Source organism: Idiomarina aminovorans, assembly GCF_023155095.1.
Lineage (GTDB): Bacteria > Pseudomonadota > Gammaproteobacteria > Enterobacterales > Alteromonadaceae > Idiomarina > Idiomarina aminovorans.
Genome location: NZ_JAKNDA010000001.1, coordinates 676,059 through 698,818, shown reverse-complemented (window position 1 = coordinate 698,818; position 22,760 = coordinate 676,059). Strand labels below are relative to the sequence as shown.

The 22,760-nt window shown below is 45.5% G+C and carries 22 protein-coding genes and 1 tRNA gene; 14 read left to right on the top strand and 9 right to left on the bottom strand.

Translation table 11 applies throughout. The features are described from left to right. Window positions 1-11 precede the first annotated feature (11 nt). Both L8G48_RS03510 and L8G48_RS03505 read left to right on the top strand, forming a co-directional pair. Window positions 12-503, top strand: coding sequence for an alpha/beta fold hydrolase (locus tag L8G48_RS03510; RefSeq protein WP_248263217.1), 492 nt, complete (start codon window positions 12-14; stop codon window positions 501-503). A gap of 12 nt (window positions 504-515) precedes the next feature. Then, the gene (locus tag L8G48_RS03505) at window positions 516-920 is read left to right on the top strand and encodes an HIT family protein (protein WP_248263216.1); all 405 of its coding nucleotides are present in this window, start codon (window positions 516-518) and stop codon (window positions 918-920) included. Here L8G48_RS03505 and L8G48_RS03500 read toward each other — a convergent pair. Next, on the bottom strand, window positions 910-2,121 hold the full coding sequence (locus L8G48_RS03500; RefSeq protein WP_248263215.1) for a methyl-accepting chemotaxis protein: 1,212 nt from the start codon (window positions 2,119-2,121) through the stop codon (window positions 910-912). The genes L8G48_RS03505 and L8G48_RS03500 overlap by 11 nt on opposite strands. A 123-nt stretch (window positions 2,122-2,244) precedes the next feature. On the opposite strand from L8G48_RS03500, the gene L8G48_RS03495 reads away from it, so the two are divergent. Continuing rightward, entirely contained in the window at window positions 2,245-3,294 is a 1,050-nt protein-coding gene (locus L8G48_RS03495) for a Fic family protein (protein WP_248263214.1), read from the top strand. A 41-nt stretch (window positions 3,295-3,335) separates the two neighbouring features. On the opposite strand, the gene L8G48_RS03490 is transcribed toward L8G48_RS03495, so the two are convergent. Continuing rightward, window positions 3,336-3,412, bottom strand: a tRNA-Pro gene (locus L8G48_RS03490). Window positions 3,413-3,498: 86 nt separating this feature from the next. Further along, complete coding sequence (locus L8G48_RS03485) at window positions 3,499-5,133, bottom strand: DUF3413 domain-containing protein (protein ID WP_248263213.1); 1,635 nt, start codon at window positions 5,131-5,133, stop codon at window positions 3,499-3,501. 67 nt (window positions 5,134-5,200) lie between these two features. Between L8G48_RS03485 and yejK the strand changes: the two genes are divergently transcribed. Then, window positions 5,201-6,244 (top strand): nucleoid-associated protein YejK, encoded by a 1,044-nt coding sequence (yejK, locus tag L8G48_RS03480; protein WP_248263212.1) that lies wholly within the window; start codon window positions 5,201-5,203, stop codon window positions 6,242-6,244. A 76-nt stretch (window positions 6,245-6,320) separates the two neighbouring features. On the opposite strand, the gene cspD is transcribed toward yejK, so the two are convergent. Continuing rightward, window positions 6,321-6,536, bottom strand: a complete 216-nt coding sequence (cspD, locus tag L8G48_RS03475; RefSeq protein ID WP_248263211.1) for a cold shock domain-containing protein CspD — start codon at window positions 6,534-6,536, stop codon at window positions 6,321-6,323. Between the two features lie 213 nt (window positions 6,537-6,749). Here cspD and clpS point away from each other — a divergent pair, with 213 nt between their 5' ends. Then, window positions 6,750-7,058 carry an ATP-dependent Clp protease adapter ClpS gene (gene clpS / locus L8G48_RS03470; RefSeq protein ID WP_011233927.1) on the top strand — a complete coding sequence of 103 codons (309 nt, stop codon included), beginning with the start codon at window positions 6,750-6,752 and terminating at the stop codon, window positions 7,056-7,058. Between the two features lie 27 nt (window positions 7,059-7,085). Further along, on the top strand, window positions 7,086-9,356 hold the full coding sequence (clpA, locus tag L8G48_RS03465; protein ID WP_248263210.1) for an ATP-dependent Clp protease ATP-binding subunit ClpA: 2,271 nt from the start codon (window positions 7,086-7,088) through the stop codon (window positions 9,354-9,356). 71 nt (window positions 9,357-9,427) lie between these two features. On the opposite strand, the gene infA is transcribed toward clpA, so the two are convergent. The 5 genes from infA to ald all read right to left on the bottom strand — a co-directional run bounded on the left by infA (window position 9,428) and on the right by ald (window position 13,338). Then, window positions 9,428-9,646: a translation initiation factor IF-1 gene (infA, locus tag L8G48_RS03460; protein WP_248263209.1), complete on the bottom strand. Its 219-nt coding sequence runs from the start codon at window positions 9,644-9,646 to the stop codon at window positions 9,428-9,430. Window positions 9,647-9,673: 27 nt separating this feature from the next. After that, window positions 9,674-10,384: an arginyltransferase gene (locus L8G48_RS03455; protein WP_248263208.1), complete on the bottom strand. Its 711-nt coding sequence runs from the start codon at window positions 10,382-10,384 to the stop codon at window positions 9,674-9,676. Further along, window positions 10,369-11,094 carry a leucyl/phenylalanyl-tRNA--protein transferase gene (gene aat, locus L8G48_RS03450; protein ID WP_248263332.1) on the bottom strand — a complete coding sequence of 242 codons (726 nt, stop codon included), beginning with the start codon at window positions 11,092-11,094 and terminating at the stop codon, window positions 10,369-10,371. The genes L8G48_RS03455 and aat overlap by 16 nt, the downstream gene beginning before the upstream one ends. 9 nt (window positions 11,095-11,103) lie before the next feature. Next, window positions 11,104-12,063 (bottom strand): thioredoxin-disulfide reductase, encoded by a 960-nt coding sequence (trxB, locus tag L8G48_RS03445; protein WP_248263207.1) that lies wholly within the window; start codon window positions 12,061-12,063, stop codon window positions 11,104-11,106. 147 nt (window positions 12,064-12,210) lie between these two features. Then, on the bottom strand, window positions 12,211-13,338 hold the full coding sequence (ald, locus tag L8G48_RS03440) for an alanine dehydrogenase (protein ID WP_248263206.1): 1,128 nt from the start codon (window positions 13,336-13,338) through the stop codon (window positions 12,211-12,213). 142 nt (window positions 13,339-13,480) lie between these two features. On the opposite strand from ald, the gene lrp reads away from it, so the two are divergent. From lrp to L8G48_RS03400, 8 genes are all read left to right on the top strand, one after another. Further along, window positions 13,481-13,972 carry a leucine-responsive transcriptional regulator Lrp gene (gene lrp / locus L8G48_RS03435; protein ID WP_248263205.1) on the top strand — a complete coding sequence of 164 codons (492 nt, stop codon included), beginning with the start codon at window positions 13,481-13,483 and terminating at the stop codon, window positions 13,970-13,972. 93 nt (window positions 13,973-14,065) lie between these two features. Next, window positions 14,066-16,468, top strand: a complete 2,403-nt coding sequence (locus L8G48_RS03430; RefSeq protein ID WP_248263204.1) for a DNA translocase FtsK — start codon at window positions 14,066-14,068, stop codon at window positions 16,466-16,468. Between the two features lie 3 nt (window positions 16,469-16,471). Next, window positions 16,472-17,074, top strand: coding sequence for an outer membrane lipoprotein periplasmic chaperone LolA (gene lolA, locus L8G48_RS03425; protein WP_248263203.1), 603 nt, complete (start codon window positions 16,472-16,474; stop codon window positions 17,072-17,074). Between the two features lie 59 nt (window positions 17,075-17,133). Further along, window positions 17,134-18,420: a replication-associated recombination protein A gene (locus L8G48_RS03420; protein ID WP_282444573.1), complete on the top strand. Its 1,287-nt coding sequence runs from the start codon at window positions 17,134-17,136 to the stop codon at window positions 18,418-18,420. Further along, a complete protein-coding gene (gene crcB / locus L8G48_RS03415; protein WP_248263201.1) occupies window positions 18,413-18,802 on the top strand; it encodes a fluoride efflux transporter CrcB in 390 nt (129 codons plus the stop codon). Before L8G48_RS03420 ends, crcB begins: the two co-directional genes overlap by 8 nt. Before the next feature lie 7 nt (window positions 18,803-18,809). Then, on the top strand, window positions 18,810-20,099 hold the full coding sequence (gene serS / locus L8G48_RS03410) for a serine--tRNA ligase (RefSeq protein ID WP_248263200.1): 1,290 nt from the start codon (window positions 18,810-18,812) through the stop codon (window positions 20,097-20,099). A gap of 17 nt (window positions 20,100-20,116) precedes the next feature. Beyond that, on the top strand, window positions 20,117-21,052 hold the full coding sequence (locus L8G48_RS03405; RefSeq protein ID WP_248263199.1) for a universal stress protein: 936 nt from the start codon (window positions 20,117-20,119) through the stop codon (window positions 21,050-21,052). Window positions 21,053-21,064: 12 nt separating this feature from the next. Further along, on the top strand, window positions 21,065-22,759 hold the full coding sequence (locus tag L8G48_RS03400) for a cation:proton antiporter (RefSeq protein WP_248263198.1): 1,695 nt from the start codon (window positions 21,065-21,067) through the stop codon (window positions 22,757-22,759). The last annotated feature ends 1 nt before the right edge of the window (window position 22,760 follow it).

The following is a 22,760-nucleotide window of genomic DNA, read 5'->3' as shown; positions in this document are numbered from 1 at the left end:
GCAATTGCTAAATGCAGGTTATTTTTAATCACGGTAAAGAAAGTGGTCCCTGGGGCACAAAGATCAAAGTATTAGCGAAAAGTGCGAACGATCTGGGTATGCAAGTTAATAGTATTGATTATCAGGGAATGAGCGACCCGGATACGCGTGTAGAAAAGTTATTGGAATACGTTAAGCCGTTATCAGAACCCTTTTTGTTGGTTGGCTCTAGCATGGGGGGCTATGTTGCGACAGTCGCGGCCGAACAAAAAGTCTGCAAAGGGTTGTTCTTAATGGCTCCGGCGTTCTACTTGGGTGGCCAGGCTGATTTCGATGCAATAACCCCAGAATGCAAAATACAAATTGTTCACGGGTGGAGAGATACCATTGTGCCGGTTGAAAACAGCTGGCGTTATGCCAAACGAACTCATTCCCAGTTAGATGTGCTGGATGATGATCACCGTTTAGTTGACAGCCTGGACCAAACTAACGCACTGTTTAAAGAGTTTCTTCAAACGTATTAAAGGTAGGTTGTTATGGAATTCAAGTTAGCTCCAGAATTGGCCAGAGACAGTTACCATTTAACAGACTGGCCATTATGTGGGGTCAGAGTCATGAATGATAGACAATTCCCTTGGTTTTTGTTGGTTCCGAAAGTTGCGGACGTGAGGGAAATTATCGACCTTACCGAAGACAATCAATTGCAGCTATTAAATGAGAGTCGCTTTTTAAGCCATTGGTTAAAGGCTGAATATCAGCCTGATAAACTCAATATTGCGGCGCTGGGAAATCACGTGCCGCAACTGCATGTGCATCATCTGGCTCGTTTTCAAACAGATGTAGCCTGGCCTGCGCCGGTCTGGGGAAAGCAGCCGATGCAACCGCTTGAAGAGAGTGAAGTTGCCAGGCTGCAGTCATTATTTGCCGATATTACGTTTTGAATTGCTCAAGCTGACTGCGTAAGCTATCGGCAAGTGATGACATTTGATCACATTCGTTATGACTACTTTTAACCGCCGTTGATACCTGACTAGAGAAGTCAGCAATAGCCTGAATGTTTTTAGCGACGTCCTGACTGACAGAGGCTTGTTCTTCAGTTGCTGTCGCAATTTGAGTGCTCATATCAGCAGTGTCCTGAATTAAGACGACGAGATCATTGAGCTTTTCATTCGCCGATCGAATACGTTCGCTGGTATTTCCCGCTTGAGTGCGATTGGTCTCCATGGCTGATACGGCAGCTTTGGAGCCTTGTTGTAAACGTGAAATTTTCTGACGAATCTCTTCAGTTGACTGGCTTGTGCGCTGAGACAGTGTACGCACTTCATCAGCGACAACGGCAAAACCTCGCCCGGCTTCACCTGCCCGGGCAGACTCAATTGCCGCATTTAATGCCAGTAAGTTGGTCTGTTCTGAAATGCCTTCAATGGTATCGATAACGGTCACTATACTGGCAACCTCGCTGCCAACTTCGGCTGATAATTGGCGGAAGTCTGACAGGCGAGGATGGATTTGAATACGCCCCTCTGCGTCGACCAAATAGGCTACGCCATTCTCGCCGACATTAAAGTCAGAGATGGCGTTCTGCAGCGCCTCAAGACTTTTTCCTATACCGGCGACGCCAAGCATACGCCCGTTATCGCTAATACGAACGTTGATAAATACGGTCGGTATGCCGGATTGTTCATCAATGTCAAAGTTAAGCTCTTGCTCGACATCATTTTTTACAAAATCGAAGAACCACTGATCTTTCTCTTCGTTAGAAGAAACGGTTTTAAACAGACCATCAGCCGTGTAATAGTTGTTACTTTCTGCACTAACAGTAAAGGCTGCAACGGCATTTCTGTGTTGATATATTCGATTAAGAAAACGAACTATCTCATTTTGAGCAGTGGCGGATTCTCCACTTTTAAGAGCATCAATTAAATATTGGTTATTGGCGAGTTCTTGTGAAACTAACATTGGTGTCGCGATGAGTTGACCGACTTCACCACGAATTTCGCCCAGAGTAGCAGGTAACTCTTGCTTCGTTACGCGTTCTTCTATTAAGGAACGCATCATAAAGGTTGATATACCCAAGGCTATGACAAGTAAAGTCGTTAGCGCAATAGCCATACTGAGAGTTAATTTATTCTGTAAATTCATGAGAACCTTAAATAGTTACCGGACCGGTTAGATATGCGTTAAGCTGATAGTTGTTGTATCGGCCTAAAGCTTAAAAATATTAGAATAAATAATGGAGAGTAACCCCATGGTTACTAATGAATAATGGCAGCACCTGATTATTCGATTACCAGTCGATGCGTTAATTTAGTGGCGCAAATTAGTACCGACTTCGGACAATGGTTAGGGTACTTAGAATCTGATAGCAGCAATTTATCAGCCTTTAAAGCCCAACAGATGCCAGTCAAGGTTCTTGCATCTGTCGGTTTTGAAGAACAGCCAGAACAGTTACAAAAAGTTCGTTTAGAAGAGGCTTACCGAAAACTGGGCGAATGGCGGTTTGGTTCGGAAAGTGATTTAAAACATGCTCATCAGCTAATTTGCGCTGCAGTAACCTCCAGTGCAGGGGATTATCGGGCAACAGGAATGGGTGTCTACCGGAACAATAAACTGGTTCATATGACGGCACCTGCAGGCCAGGCCGGAAAGTCAGTCCGGGCATTACTTGCATGGCTACAACAAAGTCATGAACATCCTTTACTAAAAGCTTCCATTTTTCTTCAACAGTTTGAGTTTATCCAGCCGTTTTCAGTTGCCAATGGTTGCATTGGCCGACTCTGGCTCAGTCTCATTCTGGCTGAATGGCACCCGGCTATTGCCTGGTTAACCTTTGAGGAAGCGTTTAAAGCTAATAAAGATGAGTATCTTGATTGCTTACGGCGCTCAATTAGCGAAAACGACAGAGTTCCTATGGTGGAGTTTATTCTTCACTGTCTGCAATTGACGATTTCTCAGACATTAGAAGAGGAAAAAAACACGGCCCGGGCCAGTGTCGCAGAAGCTGGTTCTGATACTTCAACGAATAGACAAGAGTTAGGTTCGGTAAAAAGTTCGTTATTAGGTTCGGTTAATGGTTCGGATAAGAAGGTTTTTTCGGGAATTAGTACGCGAAAGATGGTTCTTCGACTGTTAAATGAACAACCAGACTGGAGTGCTGCAAAAGTAGCGGAGGTGATTAATATTTCTTCCCGGGCCGTCGAAAAGCACATTTCCAAATTGAAGGAACAAGGGCTATTAATTCGAGAAGGCTCTGCCAGAGGAGGTTACTGGAGAGTAACTACTGAAATAGGGGAACAGTTGAGTTTGCCCGAGTAGCGCTAAATGCTACTTTGCCAGGAATTGAGAGAGTAAAGAATTGGTCGGCGTGAGAGGATTTGAACCTCCGACCCCTGACACCCCATGACAGTGCGCTACCAAGCTGCGCCACACGCCGACCGAGGACTGCTATGTTACTCGATTAGCCTCAATTAGCAAGCAGGAACACGCTTTAAAGCGCTTAACTGCTGCTATTTTCAACAATTAGTTGTTTTCTTCAGTATTACTAAAGCGTTTTAAATCTTTAAGTGCGTCAATAAGCACCGGAACCGGCGGCTCTGCCTGTTTCTTTAACTTAAAATCAGAACTGCTATACACACTAAACTGTCCGCTGTTGTCCAAAATAGTAATTTCTTTTTCATCGTAAATCACAATATAAGGACTGTAAGTTTCAACTAACGGCCAGCGACGTTTGAGCGTTTGTAAATTCTCACCATTAGTATAATTTTTATGAGAACCGGCGCAGGAAATTCGACTTTCAAGCATGGTCGGAATGATATCCATAAGCCCGGCAATAGGTTGGCTCGCCAGTTGGTAATGACGCTGCCAAAGTGGCACCTGCATATTATTAAGGGCAAACTGCTTATTTCCCAGTAACCCATCACTTTGTGCCGGAGACAAGGAGGTTAATAGTAACTGGTGCTGTTCAGTTTGCTGAAGCACAGAACTTAGGGCCGAAATGTCATTTTCAGTGATGAAAACAATATTAATTTGATTTTGGTTACTTGCGCTAAATTCGCTTAGGTTTTCACTGTTCCAGTCACGATTGAATTGAGTCAGGCTTAACGCGTTGTCCCAGCCATCGCTGTGATACCAGCGTACATCAAAATTGAAATCACTAAGCGGCTTAAGGTAGGCCGGCTTTAACTGCTGTCGTTCAATAGACTCCTGATAAAAATCGGGGAGTCCGTAAAGAACCTGAAATAGCCCGCCATCGCGGCTGGGGTGAGCCAACAGTTGCAGTTTAGTTTTTTCTAATTGATGGTTACCGGCTAACTGCTTCAATTCTTGTTGAATGGTTGTGCTGCCACGGTCAAATAAAATAAGCGTAGTGGACTGTTGCGAATCTGTTTTTGAGCACAATAACGGTTGCTGTGGGTACTTAAGTTTTATCTGATCGGTAGCCATTAGCATTTGCTGTCTGGCCTGATAAGTTTCAACGTCAATAACCCCATGCTTTGCCATTAATGTCTTGGCCGTTGTAGGGTAGGACAATGGAAACATGTCGTCCTGTTGCGTGATGGGGTCATACAGTGCAGCATCGGCCCAGACGTGGAGGCTATGACTGATTAAAAAACATAAAACAAACAGACTGGTAACGGGAGCCCCGAATTTTCGATGCTGCAAGTCTTCAAGACGCTTCCAGGCCAAGTTTGCAAGAATCAGTTGCAGCCCAAAAATTAGCAGGAAACCTAAAAGAATAGCGGAAATAATGACAAAGCTGGCACCGGTGAAAACGGCTTCTGCGTCGCGGGTCATTTGTGCCAGAGAATACGTATTTAAATGATACCCATACTGTCGGAAAAACAGGGCATCAGCGATAAGCGCTATAAAACCGAAAGAGGCAATTAAAGCGGCAAACCCACGAAGTATTTTTGAGTAATGAACAATCAGACAAAATGGGAATATCAGAATAATGAAGAACACGAAAGGCAGAAATGCAAAATGACCAATCCAACTGATTAGCATATAAATATTGCCAATGGCTGTTGGTGGTTTGGGAGCCGCCTCAATATATAAAAGACCAATAAATAAGCAAAGGATGATATTGGCGAAGGTAAACCAATGCCCCCAACTTATTAATCGGGCGATTTTATCTCTACGTTGGTACTTTCCCATTGTTCATCAGTCTCGTGTTACAATACCAACATAGTAACACAGCAAAACAGCAAGGATAGTCCCCGTTATGCAATTGCGCATAGAAGAAAGCATTATTCACCAGTTTTATCAGAGTGACGGGCAGGTCGGTCTGCGATTGGCTCCCTCAGCGTTAACCGAAGATGCTCAGTTACATGACCTGTTAGTTGAACTGACCGACGTTTACACCAGTAAACCCGCGAAAGGTTATGCCAGTTTTCTTAAAGATGGAGAAGAAGGTGAACCTGGTCCTTTCCCTGAACAGCTGAGTTCCTGGTATAACGGGCAGTTAGAGTTTGTTGAGTTTAGCCAGCAATCAGCAAAATTACTGCTGGAAGAGCTGCAAAATTATAATTTGCTGGAAGCTGGCTTCTTGTTGGTGACTCGCTACCAACATACCAGTACCGAGTATTTGTTGGTGTGCTTTTTGCCGGTAAAAGAAGGGGTCACAATTAACCCTGATCTTGCGGTTGACCGTTCTTCTCAGTTAGATATTACCAAGGTGCAACTGGCAGCTCGAATCGATTTAACCGAATGGAAAACATCACCCGAAAGTGAAAGGTACATTTCTTTTATTAAAGGCCGTGCCGGGCGTAAGGTGTCAGATTTCTTTCTTGATTTTCTGGGTTGCACTGAGCGCTTGAACTCAAAGGCGCATACCCAACAGCTGGTTGATTCTGTTCAAGAGTATGCAAAACAATCGGAACTGGAAAATGAGCAGCGACAAGCTTTGAATAAAGCGGCTTATGAGTACTGTGATGATCAATGGAAGCAGGGTGATACGGTAAAAATTAAAGATCTTTCAGAACAGTTTGCCGAACAATACCCCGCAGAAAAAAGCTTTGAAAATTTTTCTAAAGATTTTGCCGAACAAAACTCTCGCGAATTAGTTGATGATTTTCCGGCGGATAAGTCGACGTTACGTAAGTTGGTTAAGTTTCAGGGGCAAGGCGGAGGCGTTAGTGTTGGGTTTGATCACACCGCATTAGGTGAACGCGTTCAATACGATGCTGCGACGGATACCTTAACCATTAATGGAACACCACCAAATTTACGTGATCAATTACGGCGTTATTTGGGTATAGATAGTTAAGCGATGTGGTTAAGTAAATTAAAACGCCGGGTAACCGGCGTTTTAAAAATACTTAAATTGTTTGGTTTAGCCGATATTATTTATCGGCAGCACCGGGAACAATGTTGTTGGCATGCAAACCTTTGGGGCCTTCTTCAAGTTCAAACTCCACAGGCTGACCTGCTTTAAGAGTGCGATAGCCTTCCATATCAATGGTTGAATAGTGGGCGAAAATATCGCCCTCGCGGTTCTCGCTTTCGATAAAGCCAAAGCCTTTCGAATTATTGAACCATTTGACTTTTCCGGTAGCCATACTTCTACATCCTTCTTTTGCAACAGATAGTTTATTATTATTAGGTGCTTTGGCTTGAAAAATCACCGTTTTAGCACCATGTTTAACTCTAGGTGACGTGAGTGATTAGTCAAGCCCCAAAGCTTAAAAAACAACCTACCTTGTTAATGTTTTGGTTGTTTTTTAATGTTTTAGTGCAAATTTAAAACTATTATTATGACAGGTTGTTAATAAATGAGTCAGTTTGACCACCAGCACCTTAGCGACACAGAGGAAAAGCAGGAGCTCAAGCCACCCTCCATGTATAAAGTCATCATCAATAATGATGACTACACGCCCATGGATTTTGTGATTGAAGTATTGATGAGATTTTTTAAGATGGATCAGGAGCGCGCCACAGACACCATGTTACAGGTGCATTATAAAGGGAAAGCCGTTTGTGGTGTATATTCTGCGGAAATCGCCGAAACTAAAGTTGTACAGGTAAACCAATATGCCCGGGAAAATCAGCATCCATTGTTGTGCACCATGGAGCAAGAATAACCCGAGTTGGCTGGTAAGGAGTGGTCTATGTTGAATAAAGCCCTTGAATTAACGCTAAACGATGCGTTTCGGCTAGCGCGCGAACGTAATCATGAATTGATGACAGTGGAACATTTATTGGTCGCATTACTGGATAACCCAGATGCGTCCGAAGCGCTTCGGGCTTGTGGGGCAAACTTTCAACAACTGAAAGAAGAACTGCTCAGTTATATTGACCGGAGTACGCCATTATTTGGCCCGGAAGAGGAAAGTCCGGATACTCAACCAACGCTTGGGTTTCAGAGAGTGTTACAGCGGGCGGTATTCCACGTTCAGTCATCGGGTAACGCCGAGGTTACAGGTGCAAATGTTCTTGTCGCTATTTTTAGTGAACAAGAATCTCAGGCTGTTTATTTATTGAATAAAAACGATATTACTCGTCTTGATATTGTTAACTTTATTTCTCATGGTATTTCTCGTATTGATGATGAAGAACCTATCGATGAAGAAATGGGCGAAGAGGAAACTATAAAAGGGACAGAGGAGCAAAAAAGCTATTTACAACGCTTTTGTGTCAATCTTAATGCACAGGCCAAAAAAGGTAAGATTGATCCTTTAATAGGTCGCGATTTTGAGCTCGAACGCTGTGCTCAAATCCTTTGCCGCCGACGTAAAAATAACCCACTGCTGGTAGGCGAAGCAGGCGTTGGGAAAACGGCTATTGCCGAGGGCTTAGCGTATCGAATCGTTGAAGGTGAAGTACCGGAAATTTTGGCGGATGCAACTATCTATTCTCTGGATATGGGCGATTTACTCGCGGGTACAAAATATCGGGGAGATTTTGAAAAACGCTTTAAAATGTTACTCAAGGAAATGCAGGAAAAAGAGCACGCTATTCTGTTTATTGATGAAATTCATACCATTATTGGTGCCGGTGCAGCCAGTGGCGGTGTTTTAGATGCATCTAACTTGATCAAACCTTTACTTTCCAGTGGCAAGTTAAAATGCATTGGCTCAACGACCTACAATGAATTTAAAAACGTTTTTGAAAAAGACAGAGCTTTGGTTCGTCGCTTCCAGAAAGTTGACGTAATTGAACCTTCAGTTGAAGATACAACTAAGATTTTAATGGGCCTTAAAGAGCGTTACGAGAGTCACCATAGTATTCGCTATACACAGCCAGCAATTAAAGCGGCGGCAGAACTGTCTGCCAAGTATATTAATGATCGACACCTGCCTGATAAAGCGATAGATGTGATGGACGAAGCGGGGGCGTCTCAACGTTTACTGCCGCCCTCCAAGCGCCGCAAAACCGTTGGTGTATCCGATATTGAAACCATTATTGCAAAAATTGCCCGTATTCCTGAACAGTCGGTTTCACGTTCCGATCAAGACTTGCTGAAACAACTGGATCGTAATTTGAAAATGGTGGTATTTGGTCAGGATGAGGCAATTGATAAACTCACTGCCGCAATTCGTTTGTCGCGTTCAGGTCTTGCCAACGACAATCAGCCTATTGGTTCCTTTATATTTGCCGGCCCAACAGGTGTTGGTAAAACAGAGGTAACACAACAATTAGCCAAAGCCATGGGCATTGAGCTGGTGCGCTTTGATATGTCGGAGTATATGGAGCGTCATGCGGTCAGTCGTTTAATTGGCGCACCGCCTGGGTATGTTGGCTATGAACAGGGCGGATTATTAACCGACGCTGTTATTAAACAACCGCATTGTGTGTTGCTGCTGGATGAGCTGGAAAAAGCTCATAATGATGTCTTTAACATACTGCTGCAGGTGATGGATAACGGTACGCTGACCGACAATAATGGCCGCAAAGCTGATTTTCGCAATGTGATTATTGTTATGACCACAAACGCGGGTGTTCGCGAAACCGTGCGTAAATCCATCGGCTTTAAGCAACAGGATCACAGCTTTGATGCGCTGGCAGAAATTAACAATACTTTCACGCCGGAGTTTCGTAACCGACTGGATGGCATTGTCTGGTTTAACCATCTGACGGCAAACGTGCTTGAGCAGGTTGTTGATAAATTTATTTGTGAACTGCAGGCTCAGCTGGATAAAAAAGGCGTTTCATTAGAGGTTGACCCATCAGCTCACAGCTGGATTGCTGAAAAAGGCTATGATAAAGAAATGGGCGCGCGTCCAATGAGCCGTGTTATTCAGGAACATGTGAAGAAAACGTTAGCGAATGAGATTTTGTTTGGAAAGTTAGCTCGCGGCGGCAGCGTAAAAGTTAGCGTTGACGATGACGACGGATTGCAGTTTGACTACGACAGCAAGAACGAAACTGTCGAAGGTTGATTCGACGTTTTCCGTAAATGAAAAAACCGGCCTCATTAAATAAGGCCGGTTTTTTTAATCCTCTGTGCGGATTAACGTGCGCGGAAGACGATGCGGCCTTTTGTTAGGTCGTAAGGAGTTAACTGCACAGTCACGGTATCGCCAGTCAGGATACGAATATAGTGCTTACGCATTTTTCCTGAAATATGAGCAGTAACTACGTGACCATTTTCCAATTCTACTCGGAACATAGTGTTAGGAAGGGTATCCAGAACCGTTCCCTGCATCTCAATATTGTCTTCTTTCGCCATTAAAATCCTCTAATATTCGGTTTAAGCTTAAAGTAAGTGCGATTTTAGCTCTTTTTTCCAATGATTGCCAACCAGTCGTTCATATGGCGCAAATCGAGCTTTATAATTCATCTTTTTACAGCCATCAATTTGATATCCCAGATAGAGTCTGGAAATATTCCTTTGTTGCGCCAGACGAATCATTTCTAATACTGCGTAAGTTCCCGGTGAGCGCCTGGCATGTTCAGGGTGGAAAAAGGTATAGACGGCTGACATGGCGTCAGGAGTGGGGTCTACGACAGATACTATCAATAGCTCGCCTTTTTCGTTACGCCATTCCAGCAGCTCAGGCCTAAGCCAGTCACAGGAAACCCAGTCCCAGAACTTATCCGCGTCGGGCGGGTACATCTCACCATCAGAGTGTCGTTTTTCAATAAAGTGTGAGAACAGTTCGCTGTACTCAGTTTCTGGCTTTTGTTCAATGCTTAGCTTTAAATCGGCATTCTTCTTTATAATTCTTTTTTGGTTTTTACTAAAATGAAATTCTGGCACCACCACGCGAAGCGACTGGCAGGCACTGCATAATTGGCAGTGTGGACGGTAGACATCATTATGACTGCGACGAAAACCGTACTGCATTAATTGCTGGTATGCGTCCGCGTTGAGTGATTCAAACTGCTCCGGCAGGACGACTGCGAGCCGTTCTTGTTGTTCACTTAAATAGTGACACTGGCTTTCCTTCGTCACCCCAAATTGCACGGCAACTCTCCAGAAGGCGTAATTTCTTGAGTATTCCAAAAAGTATCTGGCATTGCTTGTTGTTGTGCAATATTGAGGTTCATTAAAAAGCGTTCTCTGTGCAGGTTAACAGCGCCTAATGAAAATAAATGGGGGTTGCCTACTTGGCAATCAATTAATTGCCCGCCATTTTGCTTAAAATATTTGGCAAAACGTAATAACCCGATTTTGGATGCATCGGTTTTGTGATGAAACATACTTTCGCCACAAAATGCCCGACCTGCAGAAACGCCATACAAGCCGCCGACGAGTGTGTTATCGAACCAAACCTCGACCGAATGCGCATAACCCAATTTATGCAGTTTGCAGTAAGCCTCAATCATTTCTTCTGTGATCCAAGTGCCTTCTTTATCGGCACGCTGGTCAGCGCAGGCACGAATGACATCCACAAAACAGCGATTAATACTCACTCGCCAGTTTAGCTTGCGGTTTACCTTAGCCAGAGAACGGCTGATATGGATGTTATCCGGGGAAAAAACAGCTCTGGGGTCAGGAGACCACCAAAGAATGGGATCGTTTTCTGAAAACCAGGGGAATATGCCTTGCTGGTAAGCGTGTATCAGACGATCCGGCGACAAATCACCACCAACAGCAAGTAACCCATTCGGTTCATGTAAAGCGGTTGCTGCTGGTGGAAAACTGATTGACGCCGGACTGAGCTGAACTATCACTGTCAACGACTAAGACTTGGTCAGTGCGTCTAAATAGCGTTCCGCATCAAGTGCAGCCATGCAACCGGTGCCGGCCGAAGTAACAGCCTGACGATAAACATGATCCATAACATCGCCTGCAGCAAACACACCCGGAACACTGGTTGCTGTAGCATTGCCCTTTAGTCCACTTTGAACCTGAATATAGCCGTTTTGCATTTCTAACTCACCGTCAAAAATGCCGGTATTTGGCTGGTGTCCAATGGCAATAAAGCAACCAGAGACTTCCATCTCTTCGGTACTGCCATTTTGAGTATCTTTAATACGAACCCCGGTAACACCCGCATCATCACCCAGAACTTCATCTAAGGTTTTGTTCAGATGAAAGGTAATATTGCCGTTCTGTTCTTTTTCGTTCAGGCGGTCAACCAGAATTTTCTCGGCACGGAAGGTGTCACGACGATGGATAACGTGAACTTCGCTGGCAATATTAGAGAGGTAAAGTGCTTCTTCAACCGCTGTATTCCCGCCACCGACAACACAAACCTTTTGTTTTTTATAGAAAAAGCCGTCGCAGGTTGCGCAAGCTGATACACCTTTACCCATAAAAGCTTCTTCAGAGGGAAGCCCCAGGTATTTAGCCGATGCGCCAGTAGTGACGATGACAGAATCGGCAGTGTACTCGCCTACGTCACCCTTTAACTGAAAAGGGCGCTTGGAAAAGTCGACGCTGCTAATATGGTCAAACACAATTTCTGTATCAAAACGCTCTGCGTGCTTTTGCATGCGTACCATAAGATCCGGGCCGGTTAGCCCCTCTGCATCGCCTGGCCAGTTTTCAACATCGGTGGTGGTGGTTAACTGACCCCCTTGTTGCATACCGGTTACCATAACCGGGTCTAAATTAGCGCGCGCTGCGTAAACTGCAGCTGTATAGCCAGCTGGGCCTGAACCCAGAATAAGTAATTTGCAGTGCTTGGCTTCAGCCATTAGGAAAACTCCGTTAATTCGTTTTTGATTGTTTGTTCTTAAGCTATGGGGGTTGATTGTAGGGTTTACAAGCTTGGTCGACAACAACTGAAACAAAAAAGCCCGCAAACTTTTGTTCACGGGCTTTTATTGAAGCTGAGTTAATTATTAACCTTGCAGTGCTTCTCGTGCATCTTGGTAATCCAGGCCAAGCTCTTCGCCGAGATCATCATGAATGGCTTTATAGGTGATTTTTCCTTTGTGCATGTTCAGACCCCCTAATAAGTGCTCATTTTCTAACATGGCTTTTACGCCCTTGTTCGCCAGTGCAATACCGTATGGCAAGGTGGCATTATTCAGCGCGATGGTAGAGGTGCGGGCAACACCACCTGGCATGTTAGCGACACAGTAGTGAACTACGTCGTCAATGATGTAAACAGGGTCTTGATGCGTGGTGGCTTTTGACGTTTCAAAGCAACCGCCTTGATCAATAGCAACGTCAACCAAGACTGAACCTGGTTTCATCTTGCTGATGTTTTCACGGGTCAGCAATTTAGGCGCTGCAGCGCCCGGAATAAGAACCGCACCAACCACTAAATCGGCTTCCTGAGAATACTTGTCGATAGCATCAACGGTAGAGTAGACGGTTTTAACACGACCCGCGAAGATATCATCTAGCTCACGTAAACGAGGCAGAGAGCGGTCTAAGATAATAACTTCGGCGCCGAGGCCAATAGCCATTTTAGCCGCGTTAGTACCGACAACACCGCCGCCGATAATCAGTACTTTGCCCGGTGCTACACCCGGAACGCCACCTAATAAGGTACCGCTGCCGCCGTGTGCTTTTTCTAAATAATGTGCACCTGCCTGAATCGACATACGGCCAGCAACTTCGCTCATTGGCGCCAGCAGAGGCAAACCGTTACGGTCATCAGTGACGGTTTCATAAGCAATAGCAGTACAACCTGCTTTACCCAATAATTCAGTTTGAGTGGGGTCTGGAGCTAAATGAAGGAAAGTATAGAGAATTTGGCCTTCGCGCAGCATTTTACATTCGTTTGGCTGCGGCTCTTTTACCTTAACAATCATATCAGCGCGTTCAAAAATCTCTTCTGGTGTATCAATGATACTGGCGCCGGCTTCTATATACTGCTCGTTTGTGAAACCAATAGCAGCACCGCCGTTATTTTCGACGATGACATCATGGCCATTTTCCACGTACTCGCGCACAGCCGAGGGCGTTAAGCCGATACGGTATTCATGGTTTTTAATTTCTTTTGGTACACCAATTAACATTGTCTGCCTCTTACAATTTGCGTGTTTTAAGGGGAATTATTTGGCGCAAATTATAGACCTAAACCATAGTGCATGACCTACTTTTTTTAAGTTATTTTTTGGTGTGATATACTGATAAAAGTTAATTTTTTAGAGATTTGTTATGTTTAATGCCGAGTACCCCGCAGAAGTCACTGTTGATAAAACCGACCGAAAGATCCTCCGGCTGTTACAAGACGATGGACGTATGTCAAACGTGGAACTGGCAAGACGCGTAGGCCTTAGCCAGACGGCGTGTCTCGAACGAGTGCGCAAGTTAGAGCGAGAGCAAATCATTGAAAGTTACCACGCAAAGATTAATCCTGCTAAATTAGGCGCTAATCTGATGGTTTTCGTTGAAATTACGCTAACACGAACCTCAGCCGACGCTTTTGCGGAGTTTAGCAATGCCGCGCGCAAAACCGATGAAATTCTCGAATGCCACCTGGTCGCCGGTGACTTTGACTTTCTGATAAAAGCGCGGGTTCCGGACATGCGCGCCTACCGGAAACTATTAGGGGAAACGCTATTAATGATGCCCGGCGTTGATGAATCACGAACTTATGTGGTCATGGAAGAAGTAAAACAAGAAAATAAAGTATTAGTAAAAGGGTAACATTAGGGCTGACATTCGCTACAATCATGCGGATACTAATACATATGGATTTTGAACGAATAATAATATCAACAAAGGCGCTGCAACAAGATAATGACAGGTGTACAAAGAGTTTTAGAAGCAGGGTTGCTGATAAGTGGTGCGTTAGCCATTTTCATTTTTTTGTCATTGGTGAGCTTTAATCCCGCAGACCCCAGTTGGTCTCAGACCGGTTATGAAGGAAGCATACACAATGCGGGCGGGGCCGTAGGTGCATGGGTGGCTGATGTGCTGCTGTTCGCCTTTGGCTTTGTCGCCTACCTCATTCCTTTTGGTTTTGTCGGTTTGGGCTACTTATTGTTCCGGAAAACCTATCATTTACTGGAAATGGATTATCTTGCTGTCAGCTTACGCATGATTGGCGCGCTGCTCGCGCTTATTGGTGCCTCTGCACTGTCCTCAATTAACTTCGATGACATCTATTACTTTTCAGCGGGGGGTGTTATCGGAAGCGTTATTGCCGCATCTCTGCTGCCTTATCTGAATTTTGTCGGAACCACGTTGTTATTATTAACCTTCTTTTTTACCGGCGTCACTTTAGTCACCGGAATCAGTTGGCTGCAGGTGGCTGATAAGCTGGGAGAATGGGTGATAGATGGCGTTCTTTGGTTCATAGAGAAAGCGACAATACTCTGGCAAAGCCGTGATAATTCAGCTGTAGAAAGCGAAAAATCAGAACCCAGCTCATTTGATGAAACTGATTCAGAGCCAGTGCTGGAGGAAAAAGAGTCATCAACTTTAACCCGTGACTTATTCGGTTCGGGCAAACAGGAGCCCGTTTTAAACTTGCCTTCGATGAACTCCGTGGATAGTGAGAACGAAACGAACATTGATATGTCGCGGTTTAGTAGGCCCGATGAAAAGAAACAAGAAACTAACAAGCAATCTTCACCTGAGTCGAAAACAGAATCGACCAAGCCTGAGGAAATAAAAGAAGAGCGTACCGGCGAAGGGGAGCTGCTGCCGCCGTTGCCGTCAATAGAACTTCTTGACCGGCCCAATAAAAAGGAACACCCGGTCACACAGGAAGAACTTGACCAAGTATCACACACGGTTGAAGTGGTACTGAAAGAATTCGGCGTAGAAGTTCGCGTCGCGCATGTTCAGCCTGGTCCCGTAATTACGCGTTTTGAGCTCGATTTAGCGCCTGGTGTTAAGGTCTCTAAAATTTCCAACCTGGCAAAAGATATTGCCCGTACCTTGTCGGCGGTAGCTGTCCGTGTGGTCGAGGTTATTCCGGGAAAATCTTATGTTGGTCTGGAGCTACCGAATAAACACCGTGAGATAGTGCAACTGAGTGAAGTTATTAACAGTGAGCCGTTTACCAACAGCGATTCGCCACTGACCATGATTTTGGGTAAGAACATAGCAGGCACGCCAGTGGTGGTGGATCTGGCGAAAATGCCTCATTTGCTGGTTGCTGGTACCACAGGCTCGGGCAAGTCAGTCGGCGTAAATGTGATGATTCTGAGTTTGTTGTATAAGAGCACACCAGAAGATGTGCGGCTTATTATGATTGACCCTAAAATGCTGGAATTGTCTGTTTACGAAGGCATTCCGCATTTATTGACTGAAGTTGTTACTGATATGAAAGACGCCGCCAATGCGTTGCGCTGGTGTGTCGGAGAAATGGAACGCCGCTACAAGTTAATGTCGGCTTTAGGCGTACGCAATTTAAAAGGTTATAACGCTAAGGTTAAGGCAGCTGAAGAAGCCGGTGAGCCGCTTCGCGATCCGATATGGAAACCGGGGGACTCGATGGATGAGTTGCCTCCGGTGCTAGAAAAACTGCCTAATATTGTGGTTGTGATCGATGAATTTGCCGACATGATGATGATTGTCGGTAAGAAAGTCGAAGAACTGATTGCCCGTATTGCACAGAAAGCCCGTGCGGCCGGTATTCACTTAATTTTGGCGACTCAACGGCCGTCGGTTGATGTCATTACCGGTTTAATTAAAGCCAATATTCCCACCCGAATTGCATTCCAGGTATCATCAAAAGTGGATTCAAGAACCATTCTGGATCAGCCCGGAGCCGACCAGTTATTAGGGATGGGTGATATGCTCTATTTACCGCCGGGAAGTGGCTCGCCGGTGCGAGTTCACGGTGCTTTTGTGGATGATCATGAAGTGCATGCTGTGGTTAAAGACTGGAAAAAGCGTGGTCGCCCGAATTATCTCCAAGAAATTTTATCGGGTGATCAGGGCGAAGAGGGATTGTTACCGGGTGAGCAGCAAGGGTCGGATGATGCAGAATCTGATCCTCTGTACGATGAAGCCGTGGCTTTTATAACCGAAACCCAGCGCGTTTCAGTATCCAGTGTACAGCGTAAGTTCCGAATTGGTTATAATCGGGCGGCGCGTATTGTCGAACAAATGCAAGTGAGTGGTGTCGTAACCAGTGCCGGTAATAACGGTCAGCGCGAGGTGCTGGCCCCTAGACCCCCAAGGGATTAATTCATGAAAGCAGTTGTATTTGTCATAGTTATGGCCGTTTCTTTTAATGTGTTTGCATATGACGGCAAGTCGGATAAGCAAGCTCTGAAATACTTACTCAAACAGACTCAAAGCCTTTCAGCCGAGTTTGAGCAGCAGGTGAAAGACGAGCAGGGCGGGGTATTACAAACCTTAAGTGGCACATTAAAGCTAAAGCGGCCTGCTAGTCTCTACTGGCATACGAAAAAGCCGGATGAAAGTGTCATGGTCGCTAACGGGAATAAGGTCTGGTACTACAACCCTTTTGTCGAACAAGTTACCGTTTACGCCCAACGTGACATGGTTGATGACAGTCCTTTATTACTGGTGTTAGACAGTCATGGCAACCAATGGCAGAACTATAATGTGAGCTCAGACAACAATCGTTATTTTGTTGAGCATGACACTAACGGCAGCCAGCTCGAGCTTGCATTTACCGATGAAAAGTTAACCGAAATCACCCTGGTTCAGGCTCAGGGCGAACGCACTGAGTTGATGCTGAGTAACGTGGTGTTAAATGAATCCATAAATGACGAGCAGTTCGCTTTTGAAGTGCCTGCCGGCGTTGATGTTGACGACCAGAGCTAATTGTTGTGACAGGTCTGGACTTAGATTTTCAACCCGATTTTAAACCGCTGGCCGCGAGGATGCGGCCCCGGACCGTGGATGAGTATGTCGGCCAGCAGCATTTACTGGCAACGGGTAAGCCTCTGCGGGTAGCGGTCGAGCAGGGCCATTTACACTCAATGATTTTATGGGGCCCTCCCGGCACCGGTAAAACGACCTTAGCTGAATTAATCGCGACTCAGGCAAACGCAACTGTCAGTCGTATTAGCGCTGTAACCTCCGGTGTTAAAGACATTAGAAAAGCCATTGAAGAAGCAAAGTTACTGGCGCAACAACAGGGCCGCCGCACCATTTTGTTTGTCGACGAGGTGCATCGGTTTAACAAAAGCCAGCAGGATGCTTTTTTACCGCATATTGAAGACGGCACCATTGTTTTTATCGGTGCGACGACTGAAAATCCCGGTTTTGAATTAAACAATGCGTTACTTTCACGAGCCCGGGTATATCGGCTGCAAACACTTTCTAAGAATGATCTTGAAGTGGCCCTGGAGCGTGCGTTAACCGATTCGGAACGCGGTCTGGGTCAACGGCAATTGCAGCTTGAAGGTGAAGCAAGAACCAAATTGTTGGATCTGTCTGGTGGTGACGCCCGGCGGCTGTTAAATTACCTTGAAGTGGTTGCAGACTTTGTCGAAAGTAACAGTCAGCCCATTACACCAGAATTGATTACCGCAGCCATTGGTGAAAAAGCCACCGCGTTTGATCATCAGGGGGACCATTATTACGATGTTTTATCGGCCTTTCATAAGTCGGTCCGTGGCTCATCGCCGGACGGAGCTTTGTATTGGTATGCGCGCTTATTAACCGGTGGTGGCGATGCCTTAGTCATTGCCCGTCGTTTATTGGCCATAGCTTCTGAAGATATCGGCAATGCTGACCCACGTGCGCTGCAATTGTGCTTAAACGCCTGGGACACCTACCATAGAGTAGGGCCTGCAGAAGGCGAACGCGCCATTGCTCAGGCGACTATTTATTGTGCCTGTGCCGCTAAGAGTAATGCCGTTTATAACGCCTTTAAGAGCGCACTACGAACGGCAAAAGAGCACAGCGACGCGCCGGTGCCGGAACATTTACGCAATGCGCCGACGAAAATTCACAAAGAGCAGGGTTATGGAGCGGACTACCAGTACGCGCATAACTACCCTAACGCGTATGTGCCGGGCGAACGCTACTTACCCTCGGAATTAGCCGATACCCGCTTTTATAATCCCGAGCCCCGTGGTTTAGAGATTAAGTTGCAGGAAAAGCTGCGTTGGCTGCAGGATATGGATTCAAAATCAGATTGGCAGAGAGCCCCCGATGAATAACCTGCTTATTCACTTCTTTTATGTTGCTGCTGGTGGGGCATTAGGTGCCTGCGGGCGGTTTGCTATTGGCCTGGCGATGCAATCATTTGGGCTTCGGGCATTCCCTTTTGCAACACTGACCGTTAACATATTAGGGTCATTTTTTCTGGGGTTATTGCTGGCTTATGCGCAGCAGCAACCGCTTTCTGAAACCACTCGTTTATTTTTAGGAGTGGGTTTACTGGGCGCTTTTACAACCTTTTCGACTTTCTCGGTTGAGGTTGTCGCCTTAGCCAGTGGGGGAGAGCTGTTTAAAGCTGCTTTGCACGTAGGCTTAAATGTAATTATTTGTATTGCTGCGGTGGTTGCAGCAATGATGTTGTACTCAACAACGGTTAAATAGGACACTCATGCTAGACGCAAAATACTTCCGTGAGGAATTAGACGAAACTGCAAAGAAGCTGGCTAAACGAGGCTTCGGGCTGGATGTTGCCAAATTGCAACAGCTGGAAGAGCAGCGCAAAGAAGTACAGGTGCGCACTGAGCAACTGCAGGCTGAGCGAAATAGCCGCTCTAAATCCATCGGCAAAGCAAAAGCTGCCGGCGAAGACATACAGCCATTGCTGGATGCGGTCAGCGACTTAGGTGAACAGCTCGATAGCGCGAAAGAAGAACTTAAGTCAATTCAAAATTCGCTTAACGATATTATCATGGGGGTTCCGAACTTACCGGCAGACGAAGTCCCGGAAGGTGAGGACGAAAGCGAAAACCAACAAGTTCTGACCTGGGGCGAGCCTAAGTCTTTTGATTTTGAGGTTAAAGATCATGTCGATTTAGGCGAAGCTTTAGCAAAAGGGATGGACTTTGAGGCGGCGGCAAAATTAACCGGTGCCCGGTTTGTGGTGATGCGCGGCGGAATTGCCCGTTTACACCGTGCCCTGACTCAGTTCATGCTGGACTTACACACCGAAGAGCACGGGTATATTGAAACTTACGTGCCTTATATGGTGAACCAGGATTCTCTATATGGTACCGGTCAGTTGCCTAAATTCGGTAAAGACTTATTCCATATTGAAGGTGAGTCGCAGGATCAAATTCCGATGTCACTCATTCCAACGGCTGAAGTACCGCTCACGAATTTATACCGTGACGAAATTGCTGATGAAGATGAATTGCCGTTGAAGTTTACCGCTCACACGCCGTGCTTCCGAAGTGAGGCGGGCTCGCATGGCCGTGATACCCGAGGGCTTATTCGTCAACATCAGTTTGATAAAGTGGAACTGGTTTGGTTGGTTAAGCCTGAACAGTCAATGGATGCGCTGGAACAACTCACCGGGCACGCTGAAATGGTACTGCAGAAACTTGAACTGCCGTATCGTAAAGTATTGCTTTGTACCGGCGACATGGGTTTTGGCGCAACCAAAACTTATGACCTGGAAGTGTGGTTGCCGGCACAAAGCGCGTATCGTGAAATCAGTTCTTGCTCAAATATGCAGGACTTTCAGGCGCGTCGCATGCAGGCCCGCTTCCGTCGCAAAGGGGCGAAAAAGCCAGAGTTGATGCATACATTAAACGGTTCGGGTTTGGCTGTTGGCCGTGCGTTGGTAGCTGTGCTGGAAAATTACCAACAGGAAGACGGCGCTATTGTCGTGCCGGAAGTTTTACGCCCTTATATGGGCGGCGTTAATTTTATTTCATAAAATAAGGGGTATTAACTATGCCGAATTTCAGTAATGTTCTTTACGTGGTTAATGCCCTTAACTTTAGTTGTACGGGCCTTTCTACTGCGATTAACTGGGCGCGTCAGTCCTGTGGGCGCTGCCGGGTAACAATCATTTATCCGCAATTTCCCCAATCCAAAGATCAGTTCTCATCAAATTTAGTTCAGGGTTTAGAAAGAGATTTTATCCATCGGGTTGAACGCTATTTGGATGAAAACGGTTTGTTTCAAACGGATTTAGTCGATATTGATATTATTACTCATGAAAAACCGGCCATGGCTGCGGTCGAACAGAGTTTGTTGAGTAAAGCTGACGTAATGATTAAATCAACGGAAGATGACTCTGCCGGCTTTAGAGCATTCGATAATACACTATTACGTAAAGCCAGTTGTCCGGTTTATCTTGTGCGTGAAGAGCCACCACAAGCGACCGGGAAATTAGCGGTCGCGATAAACGCTGCTTCAAATAATGAGGAAGAAAAGCAGTTATCGCTCAGACTCTTAAAAGTGTCGGCCGAATTAGCAGATAAAGCCTCTGTTCCTTTAAATATCATTTCCTGCTGGCAATTCGTTTTTGAGGACTTTATCAGTAGTAATGTCTGGTCAAAGCTCGACGACGCAGAGCAAATTACCTTACTAAGAGACTATGAAGAGAATAATCATGATAGCCTTGTGCAATTAATAGAACAAAGCGGCGTTAACCCTGAACAAGGCGTTATTATTCACCATAAACGCGGCGCTGTTGATGTATTGGTACCTTTAATGATTAAGAGCTTAGATATTGATACCTTGGTTATAGGTACATTGGCGCGCACGGGGTTTTCCGGCATGTTAATTGGCAATACTGCTGAGAACTTATTACAAAAAGTCGGTTGCTCAGTGGTAGCTTTTAAGCCTGAAGCCTTTCGGTCACCACTGGATAAACGCGTATAGCGGGAGTATTGAATGGAAGCCATTATTCACAGCAGCCCATTTTATGAGTTAGCGGCGCTTCTTGCTCTTGCTGCTCTTATCGGAATTATTGGTCAGTGGCTTCGACAGCCAATGGTCGTTTGTTTTATCGCGGTCGGTATTATTGCCGGCCCATCTGTATTGGACTTAGTTCAATCCCACGAAAACATAGAAATTTTAGCCGAATTAGGTATAGCCGTTCTGCTTTTCCTGGTAGGGCTAAAGCTCGATGTAAAACTGATTAAAACGCTGGGTATTGTATCGTTAGCAACTGGGCTCGGGCAGGTAGCGTTTACCGCTCTAATTGGTTTTGGCTTATCACTATTACTGGGGTTGTCACCGCTGTCATCACTCTATGTTGCTGTAGCACTCACCTTTTCCAGCACCATTATCATCGTTAAGCTGCTGTCCGATAAGCGTGAAGTCGATTCTTTGCACGGTAAAGTCGCTATAGGCTTCCTTATTGTTCAGGATTTGGCCGTAGTTTTGGCTATGGTTGTTCTTTCTTCGATGGGAATAGGTGAAAGCGAGGACACAGGCGTAACAGCTGTGCTTCAGGTGCTGTTCAATGCTGCCGTTATGCTAGGGCTTGTACTATTGTTTATCCGTTATATTGCAGAGCCTTTAGTCAGCCGCGTCGCAAAATCATCTGAACTGTTAGTGACCTTTACTATTGCCTGGGCAGGCTTATTAGCCGCATTAGGCCATTACTTTGGCTTCAGTATGGAGTTGGGAGGGTTACTGGCCGGTGTAGCTTTAGCCTCTACGCCATTCCGGGAATCGATTGTCGCTCGCCTGGCGCCGTTGAGAGACTTTTTACTGCTCTTTTTCTTTATTGCGCTAGGTACTCAGCTTGATTTAAGCTTGCTTGGCCAGCAGTTCTGGCCGGCTATGGTTTTATCGCTGTTTGTTTTAGTCGGCAACCCCCTCATTGTAATGATTATTATGGGAATAATGGGCTTTAGAAGAAGAACAGGGTTTCTTGCCGGTTTGACCGTTGCGCAAATTAGCGAATTTTCATTAATTTTTGTGGCGATGGGAATTACCATAGGGCACGTTGGAAAAAGCGAATTAGGATTAGTGACTCTGGTTGGTTTAATCACTATTGCTTTGTCTGTTTACATGATCACCTATTCACATCGACTGTACAGCTGGTTAGAGCCGTTACTCGGGATATTTGAACGCAAAATACCATACCGTGAGCAGCAGGCGCCAGATATTGAATTAGCAGCAGACTTCTACGACGTAGTTGTTGTTGGTCTGGGTCGTTATGGTCGAAATATGACACATTACCTCAAGCAAAAGGAATTGAAAGTTCTGGCGGTTGATTTTGATCCAGAACGAGTAAAGGAATTAAAAAGGCAAGGGCAGCACGCCATTTATGGCGACGTGAGTGATGCTGAGTTTGTATCCCATATGCCGTTGGGAGCTGCCTGGGTTATTGGCGCAATGCCTCAACACGATATTGGTGTTACTCATGAAGATCCACGAATAACGCTAATACAAGGTTTAAAAGAGCGTGGTTATACCGGGAAAGTGGCTGTGCCCGCCAATAATTTTGATGATGTAAAAGACCTGCATAAGCGTGGTGCGGACTTAGTACTTTTCCCATTTAAAGACGCAGCGGAACAGGCTGTGAACAGTATCATTGAGTTTGAGCAAATCAAAAAAGATAAAAACTCAGGTTGAT

Coding starts and splice junctions, on each gene's coding strand:
- L8G48_RS03505 (WP_248263216.1), top strand. CDS start 516: ATGGAATTCAAGTTAGCTCCAGAATTGGCCAGAGACAGTTACCATTTA.
- clpA (WP_248263210.1), top strand. CDS start 7,086: ATGTTGAATAAAGCCCTTGAATTAACGCTAAACGATGCGTTTCGGCTA.
- trxB (WP_248263207.1), bottom strand. CDS start 12,063: ATGGCTGAAGCCAAGCACTGCAAATTACTTATTCTGGGTTCAGGCCCA.
- L8G48_RS03405 (WP_248263199.1), top strand. CDS start 20,117: ATGCCGAATTTCAGTAATGTTCTTTACGTGGTTAATGCCCTTAACTTT.
- L8G48_RS03400 (WP_248263198.1), top strand. CDS start 21,065: ATGGAAGCCATTATTCACAGCAGCCCATTTTATGAGTTAGCGGCGCTT.
- L8G48_RS03500 (WP_248263215.1), bottom strand. CDS start 2,121: ATGAATTTACAGAATAAATTAACTCTCAGTATGGCTATTGCGCTAACG.
- cspD (WP_248263211.1), bottom strand. CDS start 6,536: ATGGCTACCGGAAAAGTCAAATGGTTCAATAATTCGAAAGGCTTTGGC.
- ald (WP_248263206.1), bottom strand. CDS start 13,338: ATGTTAATTGGTGTACCAAAAGAAATTAAAAACCATGAATACCGTATC.
- lrp (WP_248263205.1), top strand. CDS start 13,481: ATGTTTAATGCCGAGTACCCCGCAGAAGTCACTGTTGATAAAACCGAC.
- clpS (WP_011233927.1), top strand. CDS start 6,750: ATGAGTCAGTTTGACCACCAGCACCTTAGCGACACAGAGGAAAAGCAG.
- L8G48_RS03420 (WP_282444573.1), top strand. CDS start 17,134: ATGCGGCCCCGGACCGTGGATGAGTATGTCGGCCAGCAGCATTTACTG.
- lolA (WP_248263203.1), top strand. CDS start 16,472: ATGAAAGCAGTTGTATTTGTCATAGTTATGGCCGTTTCTTTTAATGTG.
- L8G48_RS03430 (WP_248263204.1), top strand. CDS start 14,066: ATGACAGGTGTACAAAGAGTTTTAGAAGCAGGGTTGCTGATAAGTGGT.
- infA (WP_248263209.1), bottom strand. CDS start 9,646: ATGGCGAAAGAAGACAATATTGAGATGCAGGGAACGGTTCTGGATACC.
- yejK (WP_248263212.1), top strand. CDS start 5,201: ATGCAATTGCGCATAGAAGAAAGCATTATTCACCAGTTTTATCAGAGT.
- L8G48_RS03485 (WP_248263213.1), bottom strand. CDS start 5,133: ATGGGAAAGTACCAACGTAGAGATAAAATCGCCCGATTAATAAGTTGG.
- serS (WP_248263200.1), top strand. CDS start 18,810: ATGCTAGACGCAAAATACTTCCGTGAGGAATTAGACGAAACTGCAAAG.
- L8G48_RS03510 (WP_248263217.1), top strand. CDS start 12: ATGCAGGTTATTTTTAATCACGGTAAAGAAAGTGGTCCCTGGGGCACA.
- L8G48_RS03495 (WP_248263214.1), top strand. CDS start 2,245: ATGGCAGCACCTGATTATTCGATTACCAGTCGATGCGTTAATTTAGTG.
- crcB (WP_248263201.1), top strand. CDS start 18,413: ATGAATAACCTGCTTATTCACTTCTTTTATGTTGCTGCTGGTGGGGCA.